Below are 12,317 nucleotides of genomic sequence, written 5' to 3' on the forward strand. Positions count from 1 at the left end.
TTGATGTCGTCTTCCATGAAGATGACGCCCGCACCCGAAAGGACAACGCCCCCCAAAACCTGGCTATCATCCGAAGGCTTGCGCAAAACATCTTGGCTGCCCATCCGCTCGACAAACCAATCGCAAGCAAAATGCGAAGGGCAAACTGGAGCAAAGACTTCTTCCATGACCTCTTTACTCATATGCGATAGCCCTGCCGTCCACGGGGAGAAGGTGGCCCGAAGGGCCGGATGAGGGGCAGAGCCATGCTTGGCCGGTTCGCGCCGCCCCTCATCTGCCTACCGGCATCTTCTCCCGTGAACGGGGAGAAGAGAGCTACACCGCGTTGGTCAGCCGCACGAATTCCTCGACGCTGAGCGTCTCGGCGCGACGTGTCGGGTCGATGCCGGCTCGTTCGAGCAGGGCCTCGCCACCGAGGCTCTTCACGCTTTGCCGCAGCATCTTGCGACGTTGGCCGAAGGCGGCTTCGGTGACGCGGCCGAGTTTTTTCACCTCGGCGGACAGAGGGGTCGGGCGCGGCACCAGATGCACCACCGAGGAGGTGACCTTTGGCGGCGGCGTGAATGCCTGTGGCGGTACGTCGAAGGCGATCCTCGCCTCCGTCCGCCAGCCGGCAAGAACCCCCAGCCGGCCATAGCTGTCGCTGCCGGCGGGCGCGACGATGCGCTCGGCCACCTCGCGCTGGAACATCAAAGTCATCGAGGTGTAGAAAGGCGGCCAGTCGCTGACCGTCAACCAGCGCACCAGCAGCTCCGTGCCGATGTTGTAGGGCAGGTTGGCCACGATCTTGACCGGGCCGCCATTGCCGGTCGTTCGACTGGCAAGTGCCACGAAATCCGTCTTCAGCGCATCGCCGGAAACAACCTCCAGCCGGCCGGGATAGTGGTCGGACACTTCGGCAAGAGCAGCCAGGCAACGTTCGTCACGCTCTATGGCGATCACGTGGCGCGCTCCGTTGGCAAGCAAGGCGCGGGTCAGCCCGCCGGGACCAGGGCCGACCTCGATCACTGTTGCATCGGACAAGTCGCCGGCGGTGCGGGCGATCTTGCCGGTGAGGTTGAGGTCGAGCAAAAAATTCTGCCCGAGCGCCTTCTTTGCCTGCAGCCCATGACGCTCGATCACCTGGCGCAGCGGCGGCAGACCGTCGATGCTCATGTCTGCGGTCTCATGCGGCAACTGCCTTCGTGTTTGTGTCGGCCAGCCGTCGGGCAAGCTTCAGCGCCGCCATCAAGCTGTCGGGCCGCGCGACGCCCTTGCCGGCGATGTCGAAGGCGGTGCCGTGGTCGGGCGAGGTGCGGATGAAGGGCAGGCCGAGCGTGACATTGACCGCCTCGTCGAAAGCCAGCGCCTTGGCCGGGATCAGCGCCTGGTCGTGATACATGCAAAGGGCTGCGTCGTAGCCGGCCCGTGCCCGGGCGTGGAATAACGTGTCGGCCGGCAGCGGGCCGAAAGCGTCAATCCCTTCGGCACGCAGGATGTCGACCGCCGGGCGCACGATTCGCTCGTCCTCGAGACCCATGGCGCCGCCTTCGCCGGCATGCGGATTGAGCCCGGCAATGGCGAGCCTCGGCTTGGCGATGCCGAAGCGGCCGGTGAGGTCGACGGCGGTGATGCGCGCAGTGGCGACAATCAGCTCGGTGGTCAGTGCCTTTGGCACCTCGGCCAGCGCGATGTGGATGGTGACGGGAACGGTGCGCAGGTCGGGGCCTGCCAGCATCATCACCGGCATCGCCTCGACGCCGCTGTGCCGGGCCGCCAGATGCGCCAGATATTCGGTGTGGCCGGGAAAGCGAAAGCCGGCATCGTAGAGCGGCTTCTTGGCGATGGGGCAGGTGACCACGGCCGAGGCTTCGCCGGCAAGGCAATCGGCGACGGCGCGGTCGATGGCCTCGATGGTGGCGGCCGCATTGGCCGGATCCGGCCGGCCGGGGCTGTCGATGCAGCCGGCGGCCAGCGGAACAATCGGCAAGGCGCGCGCAAAGACCTGCGCCGCTTGTGCCGGTGTGGTTTCGACGATCGGCAGCGAGATGCCGAGCAGGCGCGCCCGGGAAGCGATCAGCGCCGGATCGGCGAGCAGGTAGAAGGGGGGCAGGGCGGCAGCTTCGCGCGCCATGAAGGCGGCGATGGCGATCTCCGGCCCAATGCCGGACGGATCGCCGGCGCTCAACGCGAGCGCAGTCACTGCGTTGCCCACGTCAGCGCTTGACGATGCGGGCTTTTGCCTTCAGCTCGTCGACATATTTCTTGCTGAGCGCGTCGGCATCCTTGTCGCCGCCGGAGCCTTCGGCCTGGAACGCCATCTGGGCAACCTTGTCGTCGGACACTTCGCGCGACGAGCAGATGCCGATGAATTCGACGCCGCGCTCGGTTTCGCGCGTGGCGGTGGCACCGCCGACCTTGGTAGCCTTGATCTGCTCGGCCCAGTCCGGCGGCAGTTGCGGCGCGAGCACCCGGCCCAGATCGCGAACGGTGACGTCGATCAAGCCCTTGGCGAATTCGCGCGTCGTGTTGCAGCCGTTGAAGCGGGCGCGCATGGCGTCGGCCTCGCGCTTGCGTTTGCCCAGCGTCGCGCTGCGTTCAGCCGCCGGCACCACGAAGATGACCTGCTGCAGCATGTATTCGGTGGCGCTCGGTTTGGCGCCGCCTTTTTCGAGCATCTTCCTGACGAGATCCTGTTCGCTGACGGCACCGGTACCGTCGCCGGAACGATAGCGCGCGCTCAAGGCCTGGTTCCAGGCCATCTGGGCACGGATGAATTCCTTGAAGTGGCTCTTGCCGACGCCCGACTTCTCCATGACGCCGTCGAGCTGGCTGAGCTGCATCTTGTTGCTCGAGGCAAAGCGCTGATACGCGGCATCGACCTGCGCCTCGCTGATGCGGATACCAAGCCGCTTGGCCTCTGCCATACGCAGCGTCTGGTCGATCATTTCCTGGCCGGCATCGCCCTTCTTGCGTTGCAGCTTCAGGAAGGCGGCGCGGTGGGCGATGTCGCCGGTGGTGACCGGGATGTCGTTGACGACGTATTTGATCTCGCTGGCGAAAGCCGGTGGCGTCATTGCGGTTATCGACATGGACGTCGCCGCCACGAGCAACGCGAAACCTGCTGAAAAGAGGTATTTCCTCATCGTTGGCATCCCAATTCTATCCCGGTCCCGCCCAATTTCGTCTTTCCAGGTGCGCGAAATCCGTGCCAGCCCTATGCGGCGAAACGATGTCGCCGATTGTTACTGGATCGTGTCGATGGCACTGGTCGACGAGCCGAAATCGCCGAGGGTGCGGAACGACAGATTGAAGCCGATGGTCTGCGACACCTCCCTGGTGTTCAGATCGCGCGACTGCGAGTAGGTCATCAAATAAGTGAAGCAGGAATCGTTGTAGGCGAAGCCGACACCGTCCTTGACCAGCAGGCTTTGCTGCAGGTCGTAGGTTCCCGTGCCGAAGACGCGCCAGTTTTCGGCGAGATGCGTCGATGCACCAAGCGTGACCTCGTGGCGGTCGGTGGTGAAGCCGTACAGTGGCTGAGCCTGGATGAAGGCGTATTTGGCGCTCAGCGACACAGGCAGGCCGGAATAGGCGGCCTTCACCTCGGCGCGGCGAATCTCGAAGCTCTGTTCGTCGAAACGGCCACTGACCGAGGCCGCGAAGCCGTTGGGGCTGTTGATGCCGAACAGGCCGACATAGTCGGACTTGGTCGTGTCGAGGCCCGAATTGGCTCCGACATTGACCAGATCCGGCGCGGCGAACGAGTTCTCGCCGCCGATCTGATAGGACTGGCCGAAGATCGCATTGGTGCCCCAGCCATTGTTGTAGGAGCCGGAGTAGCGGAAGCCGACATTGGCGCGCGAACCGCCTTCGACGCGGTCGTAACCGGAGAACTTGTCGCGTTCGAACAAGGTAGTCGCATCGAAGACCATGCTTTGGGCGTCTTCGTTGGGCACTGAGAGGCCGCCGACATATTGCTCGTTCGGACGCATGAAGACCTGTGCCATCGGTTCGATGACATGGCTGGACCCGCTGGCCATGGAAAACAGCACCGGCCAACGCATCTCGAGGCCTGCGGTTGCCATGTAACGGGCAAATGACGAGCGCATATCGGCCTGCTCGCCCAAATTTGTCGCCATCTGGTTGACGGCGTTTAGCGAAGCCGACGACGCGTTCAGATAATCGACGTCGCCTTGGAGCGCGAGCAATGGTGTCAGCACCAGCCCGCCATCGGTGACGAAGCTCCGCTTCCACTCGGCCTCGGCGGTGAGACGACCTGATTCGCCTTCGATACCTGGGACACGCTGTATGGGGGTGGAGAACGTGTCATCGAGCTCGTCGCGGCGGATGACACGCGCGTTGACATTGAGCGACAGTTGGCCGCCGGCCACCGACGCATCAGGAATATAGGCGTAGTCGAGTGACGGCAGCACCCAGGGCTGTTGTCCGCTTCGCGCAGAGGCGTTGTCGTCAGGCGTATCTTCCTGCACATCGAAATGCATGGCGCGCACGTCGAAATAGTTGCGGCCGTTGAGACCCGTCAAGTAGACCGTCGATTGGTGGACGCTGCTATTGTACTTGTCGATGCCGTAGGTGTTCGAGAAGTTCTTGTCGGTCTGCAGCAGCACGTCCCAGCCAAAGTTCCAGCGTGAGTTGATGGCGAACTGCCCCTGGGTGCCCATCATGCCGCGGAATTTGTTGGGGTCGCCGGCGCTGCCCGAATTGACGTTGTGGCCAGAACTGGAGGGGAAGGCAGTGGTGTCGAGGAAGGCGTCGGGATTCTGCTGGTGTATCCCGGCGATCTTCAAGCTGTACTCGCCATTGTTGAAGCGCTGACGCCACTCGGCCTCACCGAGGAAACCCTGCCTGGTATAGCCGGTGCCGGTGACGGTCAGGTCGTAGGTCGGCGCCAATGCGAGATAATAGGGGACTTTCACGCCGACGCCGAGATCGCTCTTGTAGATGATGCTCGGGATCAGGAAGCCGCTCTTGCGCTTCACCGTCGGATCGGCAATTTCGAATGCAGGCAGATAGGCAAGCGGAAAACCGAAGAACTCGAAATTCGCATTCTCGAAGCGAACCGTCTTCTTCTCGCCGTTCCAGATGATCTTCTTGGCCTTGACGCGCCAGGTCGGCGCTTTGTCCGGCTTGTCCTCGCACGGCTCGCAGGCGGTGTAGACGCCATTGTGGAAGGTGGTCAGCACGCCGCCCATGCGTTCGGCGCTTTCGGCGGCGAAATAGGCCTTGTCGATGGTCTCGACCCGCAACGCGTTGACGAAGCCGTCAGCGAAGTCATCGGTGATGTCGATATGCTGCGAATTGATCTTGGTACCGTCGCTGTTGATGACTTCGACGTTGCCGCTCGCCACCATGCGCTTGGTGTTGCGGTTGTACTCGACCCGCTGGGCGACAAGGCGATTGCCACCGTAGTCGATCTGCACGCCGCCAACGGCGGTCACGGTCTGGTTGTCGTTGTTATAGACCAGCGTATCCGCGGCCAGCAGCATTTGCGAGCCGGACGGAACCGATGTCGCCATGTCGCCGACGTCCTGCGCAAGCGCCGGTGCCGGAACGGCGTAGGCAAGCACGCACGCCAAGGCGGTCGCCGCATAGAGGCGCGCCAAACCGGCCTGCCTGTTGCTGGGCAAAAACGCCTCCCTCACTAGCCGTCTTCCTTGTATAGCAGGAAAGTCACCCCGAAGAACATAGCCACCATGACCGGTACCCAGGCGGCTACGACAGTCGGCACGAATCCCGCCACGCCGAATGCCTTCACCAGCACCGAAACGACATAAAGCAGAAAGCCAGCGATGATGCCACCCAGAATCATCGTCGCCGACTGTCCCATCCTAGCAAATCGCATTGAAACCGTTGCCGCGATCAGCGTCATGGCGACGAGAAGGAACGGCAACGCCACGAGCGAATCAAACTGCATGGCAAAGGCATTTGCCTTGAGGCCGAAGGAGCGGGCAACTTCGATCTTTCCGGGCAGGTCGTAGAAGGGGATGGTTTCGGGGCGCGCCAGCCGCTCTTGCACGAATTCGGGCTTCAGATTGGTCGGTACGCGATCGGTTGCCGATGCCTGGATCGTGCCGTTCTGGAACGTCTTGACGTCCTGCAATTCCCAATAGCCGTCGCGCAGGAAGGCACGGGCGGCGTCCTTGCGCTCGACGATGTTGCCTTGCGGGTCGAGAATGAAAAATACGACATCGGCCATTTCCAGGCCCTGGTTCAGGATGGCCCGCGCACCGATGATGGTGTCCCCCGAACTGGTTTTCTGCCGGATCCAGGGCGTGGCATTGGCCGAGACCGTATTCGATTTGCCGGAACGCAGCTGGGTTTCGATTTGCTCGGACCAGGAGAATGCGTGCGCGGCGAGCGGATTGATGACGCCAACCGACAGGACGCCGAACAGCAAGGCTCCGATACAGCAGGGCAAGAGGAACTGCCAGGCGGAAACACCGGCGGAACGCGCGATGACCAGTTCGTAGCGCCGGTTCAGCGACACCAGCGTCGCCATTGCCGAGAAGAGACCGACGAACGGCACCGTCTGCAGCATGATCATCGGCATACGGAGGCCGGAAATGGCTACCGCCGTGCCGTAGGTGAAGCCGGGCAGGCCGGTGGTGCGTCCGGACAACTCGGTGAAATCGATCAGGAACACCAGCGCCAGGAGGCCGATGAAGAACCAGACGGTGATCGTCACATAGCGGAAGAAGAAATAGCGGCCCAGTGTCCAGCCCATCAGCCGACCTCTTGCCCTGATGCGCCGCGCCTGGACAAACGCAATTTGAAAGCATTCCAGCTGTCAGCGATGCGCGTGGCGAAGTTTGTCATCCAGTCCGCCCAGGTCACGGGCAGTTCCAGTGTCCGGTTGGAGACGATGAACCAGATCGCCACCGCGGAAGCCACGATCGGCACGCCATAGACCATATACGCATATTGCGGGATCTCATCCGCTTTGCTGGCGGCAAAAAAGCCCAGCCAACGCACGAACAGCGATATCGTGATCGCCGTGATCAGCGGATTGACGCGCGCCTCGCGGTGCGAGCGCGCATCCCCGGCGACCGCAAGCGCGATCAGCGCGAAAACCATGGAATAGGTCCATTCCGAGAACCGCTGGTTGACTTCGGCCCGGTATTCGTAGGGGTTCTGCTGATAATACTTGTCGTTGGCGCCCGGGTTGAGCAGGTACTGCGTCGTCTGGTCCTTGGGCAGGAGCGTCACCGCCGAAGCCGCCGCCATGAAGGCCGACATGTCGAAGGCATAGGAGGTGAAGCGGATGACAGAGAGATCGCCGGTCAGCGTTTTGCGATGGATGACGCCGTCATTCATCATCAGCACCTTTTCGCCGCCGCGTTCGACGATGCTGCCGGTCTTGGCGTAGTAGACGAGGTTGACGCCTTCTTCGCGCGAATCGGCGACGAAGATGCCACCCAGCCGATTGTTGGGAAGGCGTTCGCCGACCTGCAGGAACAAACCGTCGTCAATCTTGCGGAAGGTGCCTTCCTGGATGATCAGCGACAACAGATCCGCGCGCGACGACGCCACCAGGGCCCGGTTCTTCTGCCGTGCGTAAGGGTCGATGCCGTTGTCGACGGCAAAGGAAAAAACGGCGGCGGCGAGCGCCAGCAACATGATCGGCCGCACGATCGTCCAGCGCGAGGCGCCCGCGGCGTTGACGACGGCGAGTTCGGAATCCGAATTCATGACACTGAGTGTCTGTGCGACCGCCACCACCAGCGCAAAAGGCACCACGATCGGGATGATGGACGGAAGGATGAGGGCGGCGACTTCGAAGAAGGTCAGCGCCGACTGGCCGCTGTCGGTGACCAGATCGATCTTTGCCAGCACCTGCGTCGTCCATACGATCGCCAGCGTCCACACAAGAGCGGCCATGAAGACCACGAAAGCGCGGCGCATGATGTAGCGTTCAACGACCTTCATGAAGGCTTTTCTCGATTTTTTTTCGAACGGCATCATGCCACCGAACAAGGTAGCTGTCCGGCAGCGCCTGCACAACTGGCTCATCAGATGGTCTATCCGGGTTCTGTCCCATATCACGCCCCCCGGCTGGGCGGAGTGTCGGCGGGAATGGATAAGAAAGGGCGAACATCGATGGTTAACAACAGGTTGCGGCAAAAAGCGGGGCCGTGCCGCGACGAATCGTCATCGATTCCATAGGTCATATGGGATGCCATTTCGGCAAAGTCTTGCCAAATGCCGGAAAACGACCAAATGTCGCGCATCGTTTCGAACCGCTTCCCCAAAAGTCGCGCATTCCCTGAAAGCAGGACATGATGAATCAAAGACCGTCGATCGCCTTCGCCAAATTTTCCGGGTCCCAGAGCGCGGTGAACAAGAAGGGCACGGTCTTCGTGCTCGCGGCGGATGAGGGCGGCCTGAGCGACATCGCCAAGGCCGGCGATCCCGGCAAGACACTGGAGCGGGCCTTTCCCGTGGCTGAGTTCACGGGCAAGTTCGCCAGCACGGTGGAAGTTCTGGCGCCGCAGGGAGCGTCGCTCGACAGACTGGTGGCGATAGGCACCGGCAAGGTATCGGGAGTGGACGAATATGCGTGGCTGAAGCTTGGCGGTACCGTTGCCGCGTCGCTGCGCAAGGCGACCGAGGTTGCGGTGGTCCTCGATGTGGTCGGCGCCTCGCCGAGCGCGAAAGACGCGGCAAGCCTTGCCGCGGGCATTCTCCTGCGCAGCTATTCCTTCGACAAGTACAAGACCAGGAAGGACAAGGACGACGGCAAGGCGGAGCCGAAGAAGCCGGTCAAGGTGACCATCCACACCGCCGATCCGGCCGCTGCGAAGAAGGCCTTCGCCGATGCCGAGGCAGTGATCGACGGCGTCCTTCTGGCGCGCGACCTCGTCAACGAACCGGCAAACGTGCTTGGGCCGGTCGAGTTCGCTGCCCGCGCCAAGGAACTCGAGGCACTAGGCGTCAAGGTCGAGATATTGGCTGAGAAGGAAATGAAGAAGCTCGGCATGGGCTCGCTGCTCGGTGTCGCGCAAGGCTCGCCGCGCGGCGCCCGCATGGCGATCATGCAGTGGAACGGCGGCAAGCCGAAGGACAGCCCGATCGCCTTCGTCGGCAAGGGCGTCACTTTCGACACCGGCGGCAATTCCATAAAGCCGGCCTCGGGCATGGAGGATATGAAGGGCGATATGGGCGGTGCCGCCGCCGTTACCGGCCTGATGCATGCGCTGGCGGCCCGCAAGGCGAAAGCCAATGTCGTCGGTATCATCGGACTGGTCGAAAATGCCGTCGATGGTCATGCCCAGCGTCCCGGTGATATCGTCACTTCGATGTCGGGTCAGACCATCGAGGTGCTCAATACCGACGCCGAGGGCCGCCTCGTGCTGGCCGATGCGTTGTGGTACTGCAACGACCGCTTCCAGCCGAAATTCATGGTCAATCTGGCGACGCTGACCGGCGCCATCATGGTGGCGCTCGGCCAACATTACGCCGGCCTGTTTTCCAACGATGACGAACTGGCCGAAAAGCTGGCGGCGGCGGGGCAGGCGACGCAGGAACGGCTGTGGCGCATGCCGCTCGGCCCCGAATACGACAAGCTGATCGATTCCAAGAACGCCGACATGAAGAACATTGGCGGCCGTTTTGGCGGCGCCACCATCGCGGCGCAGTTTCTGCAGCGCTTCGTCAAGGACACGCCATGGGCTCATCTCGACATTGCCGGCACGGCGATGGGGGCGCCGTCGAACGAGATCAACCAGTCCTGGGGTTCCGGTTTCGGCGTCAGACTGCTCGACCGGCTGGTGCGCGACAATTATGAGCAGTGACGAGTTCAATCACTATAGGCTGAAGCGATGGCCGACGTCCTGTTCTACCACCTGACCGAATCGACGCTGGAGGATGCGCTGCCAGGCCTCCTGGAGCGCAGCGTCGACCGCGGCTGGCGCGCCGTGGTGCAGACAGGCACCGAGGAACGCCGCGATGCGCTCGACCAGCATCTTTGGACGTTCCGCGACGATTCGTTCCTGGCGCACGCAACCGATCGTGAGGCTCATCCCGGCGAACAGCCGATTCTGTTGACCACCGGCGAAGGCAATCCCAACGACGCCAAGATAAGGTTCCTGGTCGACGGCGCGGCGCCGCCTGACCTTGGCGGCTACGAGCGCGCTGTGTTCCTGTTCGATGGCCACGATGCCGCCCAGCTCGAGGCGGCGCGAGGCCACTGGAAGGTGATGAAGGACGCCGGCCATGCCGTCACCTACTGGCAGCAGACAACGGACCGCCGCTGGGAGCGCAAGGCTTAATTAAGCGGCGGCTTGTCGTGGATGACACGGTCTACAGCTTTGCCTTGATCCGGTTCTGTTTCCTGGTGGCATAGTCGCCATATTTCAATCTCTTGAAAACGTACCAGTCGCCGTCCGGAGACTTGCGCTGGTAGATCACCTTGCCGGCCTTGCGATGCTCAAAGCAGGTCATCGAGCCCTTCACGCCCCAGGAGCCGTGCCATTTCGCGCGGTAGCACAGCTTGCCGCCGCCCGGGATGAACCACATGCCGTCGCCATAGCCTGGATTGCCTTTATCCGTCGACCAGGCGTCGAACTGCCGTTGCTTCACGGCAAAGAAGGCGGCTCCGTGATTGCCCCACATCCACGAATGGTTCTGATAAATCTGGTAGACGCCTTCATCGGGCACCACGGCGCCCTTTTGCGCCTGGCTGGCGATTTTCGTCGCTGTCTTGGCGGTCGCGGGGACCTGGAAGGCAAAAACAAGAACGGAGCAGGCGAATGCCGTTCCGAGACAATTTCCCAATACTCGTTTCACGGAACTGCTCCACAGATTGATCTACGCCACGCCTCAACCATCATTCCGAACCGCTGGTTCGGGATGGATCACGACCAAACAGAGAGATGGAGATCCATCCCGATCGCGATGCGTCTACGGCAAGACATGCTGGGTCACCCTCCAGTCGGGCAGACCATAGCCACCCAGCCACGGCCACACTTCCTTCTGGTTGAAGTAGACGACCGAAGTCAGCGCCGGGAACTCCGCATAGGTTTTGCGGCTATCGTCCTGCCACTTCGAGACATAGTCCTGCTTTCCGACATAGCCGAGTTCCGCAACGACGATCGGCTTGTTGAACACTGCAACGCGGTCGTAGCCGGGCTTCAGCAGCTCAGCGAAGGTGCGGTCACGACCGGCCTCGTCATTGTCCTTTTTCTGCAGACCGAACACCGACAGGCCGACGACGTCGACATAGTCGTCGCCGGGGTAGTATTTTTCCAGGCCCTCTTCGCCTTTGGGAGACCACATGTACTTGGCGGCGGGGGCAGCCTTGCGGCAGATGTCGACTTCGCGCTTGTAAGCGGAAATCCAGTCCTTGGGAGCCCAGTTGGCCCAGGTGAAGCGGCCGTTCTTGTCTTCCATTTCCTGCGCCCAGCGAATGGTCACCGGGCTCTTCATCTGTCCCACCAGGTCGCAGATCGCCTGCATGTTGGCGTCATATTTGCCGCTCAAAATGCCGTCACGCAATTCGGGCGGGGTGATGCGCCAGTCCTTGGACCATGTCCACGGCTCAATCGTGATCAGAAGCGAGCGGCCGCGCTGCAGCGCGTAAGCGTCTGCAAGCGGCAGCGTCGACAGATCGACGTCTTCCCAGGGCAGGAACAGCTCTTCGATGCTGGCGCTCTTGTCGGTGCTGAAGTCCCCGTAGGGATCATAGGAACCGAACGCCGACGCAGCGCTGCTCGTCTGAACGGGGTCGGTCGCGGTTACGGAGCCGGCCCCTCCCGCAGTAGGGTAGGCGGCGCTTCCGCCCAATACCAGTGCGATTGCAAGTACCTTTGCCGCGGAGTGTGTCATCATATATTCTCCCATGGCCTTCGACTTCTCGCGGAAGTTAAGGCTTCGCCCGTGCGCATCGATACCTGATCGACACGGCTACCCAAAAACCTATCGGCTCCATTGGCGGAATCTGCGGGATTTCGGAGCGATCATTGGCGGTTGTGCGAACCTTCGCACGGAGCACACCCAAAATTACTTCTCAAGGCGCCAACACAGAAGGAGGCGTCGAGAGAGTTTCGCCGCGATACTCACAAATTCGCGTCAATATTCCGATATATCATCCCTGTCTAATTTAAGAGCCGGACCGACCAAAGAGTCAAGCGCAATTAATGGTTGCTTAACCATGATGCTCGCAACATGGTTAACGCTGCCTTGAGCGGGTCTTCCTGCGGATAGCCTCGGCCCCTTCGACGGATTCTCCCAACGCGGAAACTTTTGCCGGCTGTGATTGCAGTGCTGATCGGGGGAGACGTCGACGGAATTACCCTCCCGATTCAAGATGTTAAGTT

General features: G+C 61.8%; 11 protein-coding genes and 1 pseudogene. 3 read left to right on the forward strand and 9 right to left on the reverse strand.

The genetic code is table 11. From position 1 onward, the window contains the following. Window positions 1-191: pseudogene (locus EOA16_RS33320) on the forward strand (ISAs1 family transposase); the annotation flags it as partial. Between the two features lie 124 nt (window positions 192-315). Here the strand turns inward: EOA16_RS33320 and rsmA are convergent. The 7 genes from rsmA to EOA16_RS25220 all read right to left on the reverse strand — a co-directional run bounded on the left by rsmA (window position 316) and on the right by EOA16_RS25220 (window position 8,231). Continuing rightward, on the reverse strand, window positions 316-1,155 hold the full coding sequence (gene rsmA / locus EOA16_RS25190) for a 16S rRNA (adenine(1518)-N(6)/adenine(1519)-N(6))-dimethyltransferase RsmA (RefSeq protein WP_127260617.1): 840 nt from the start codon (window positions 1,153-1,155) through the stop codon (window positions 316-318). Between the two features lie 10 nt (window positions 1,156-1,165). Continuing rightward, window positions 1,166-2,194: a 4-hydroxythreonine-4-phosphate dehydrogenase PdxA gene (pdxA, locus tag EOA16_RS25195; protein WP_127260618.1), complete on the reverse strand. Its 1,029-nt coding sequence runs from the start codon at window positions 2,192-2,194 to the stop codon at window positions 1,166-1,168. 1 nt (window position 2,195) lies between these two features. Further along, entirely contained in the window at window positions 2,196-3,134 is a 939-nt protein-coding gene (locus EOA16_RS25200) for a peptidylprolyl isomerase (protein ID WP_164754383.1), read from the reverse strand. A 90-nt stretch (window positions 3,135-3,224) separates the two neighbouring features. Further along, window positions 3,225-5,645, reverse strand: a complete 2,421-nt coding sequence (locus EOA16_RS25205) for an LPS-assembly protein LptD (RefSeq protein ID WP_164754384.1) — start codon at window positions 5,643-5,645, stop codon at window positions 3,225-3,227. Beyond that, on the reverse strand, window positions 5,645-6,730 hold the full coding sequence (gene lptG / locus EOA16_RS25210; protein ID WP_206517367.1) for an LPS export ABC transporter permease LptG: 1,086 nt from the start codon (window positions 6,728-6,730) through the stop codon (window positions 5,645-5,647). Before lptG ends, EOA16_RS25205 begins: the two co-directional genes overlap by 1 nt. Next, complete coding sequence (gene lptF, locus EOA16_RS25215) at window positions 6,727-7,929, reverse strand: LPS export ABC transporter permease LptF (RefSeq protein ID WP_127260622.1); 1,203 nt, start codon at window positions 7,927-7,929, stop codon at window positions 6,727-6,729. Before lptF ends, lptG begins: the two co-directional genes overlap by 4 nt. A 113-nt stretch (window positions 7,930-8,042) precedes the next feature. Continuing rightward, complete coding sequence (locus EOA16_RS25220) at window positions 8,043-8,231, reverse strand: hypothetical protein (RefSeq protein ID WP_127260623.1); 189 nt, start codon at window positions 8,229-8,231, stop codon at window positions 8,043-8,045. Between the two features lie 51 nt (window positions 8,232-8,282). Between EOA16_RS25220 and EOA16_RS25225 the strand changes: the two genes are divergently transcribed. Beyond that, on the forward strand, window positions 8,283-9,794 hold the full coding sequence (locus tag EOA16_RS25225) for a leucyl aminopeptidase (protein ID WP_127260717.1): 1,512 nt from the start codon (window positions 8,283-8,285) through the stop codon (window positions 9,792-9,794). 27 nt (window positions 9,795-9,821) lie between these two features. After that, window positions 9,822-10,271: a DNA polymerase III subunit chi gene (locus tag EOA16_RS25230; RefSeq protein ID WP_127260624.1), complete on the forward strand. Its 450-nt coding sequence runs from the start codon at window positions 9,822-9,824 to the stop codon at window positions 10,269-10,271. Window positions 10,272-10,302: 31 nt separating this feature from the next. Here EOA16_RS25230 and EOA16_RS25235 read toward each other — a convergent pair whose 3' ends face one another. Next, entirely contained in the window at window positions 10,303-10,788 is a 486-nt protein-coding gene (locus EOA16_RS25235) for a DUF995 domain-containing protein (protein ID WP_127260625.1), read from the reverse strand. A gap of 114 nt (window positions 10,789-10,902) precedes the next feature. After that, complete coding sequence (locus EOA16_RS25240) at window positions 10,903-11,826, reverse strand: glycoside hydrolase family 26 protein (protein WP_127260718.1); 924 nt, start codon at window positions 11,824-11,826, stop codon at window positions 10,903-10,905. Window positions 11,827-12,317 lie beyond the last annotated feature (491 nt).

Origin of the sequence: Mesorhizobium sp. M7A.F.Ca.US.008.03.1.1 (genome assembly GCF_003997495.1) — a bacterium.
Taxonomy (GTDB): domain Bacteria; phylum Pseudomonadota; class Alphaproteobacteria; order Rhizobiales; family Rhizobiaceae; genus Mesorhizobium.

Excerpts from the sequence above, each read along its gene's own strand:
- EOA16_RS25200 (WP_164754383.1), bottom strand. The coding sequence starts at position 3,134 with ATGCCAACGATGAGGAAATACCTCTTTTCAGCAGGTTTCGCGTTGCTC.
- EOA16_RS25225 (WP_127260717.1), top strand. The coding sequence starts at position 8,283 with ATGAATCAAAGACCGTCGATCGCCTTCGCCAAATTTTCCGGGTCCCAG.
- EOA16_RS25220 (WP_127260623.1), bottom strand. The coding sequence starts at position 8,231 with ATGCGCGACATTTGGTCGTTTTCCGGCATTTGGCAAGACTTTGCCGAA.
- lptF (WP_127260622.1), bottom strand. The coding sequence starts at position 7,929 with ATGAAGGTCGTTGAACGCTACATCATGCGCCGCGCTTTCGTGGTCTTC.
- EOA16_RS25230 (WP_127260624.1), top strand. The coding sequence starts at position 9,822 with ATGGCCGACGTCCTGTTCTACCACCTGACCGAATCGACGCTGGAGGAT.
- EOA16_RS25240 (WP_127260718.1), bottom strand. The coding sequence starts at position 11,826 with ATGACACACTCCGCGGCAAAGGTACTTGCAATCGCACTGGTATTGGGC.
- rsmA (WP_127260617.1), bottom strand. The coding sequence starts at position 1,155 with ATGAGCATCGACGGTCTGCCGCCGCTGCGCCAGGTGATCGAGCGTCAT.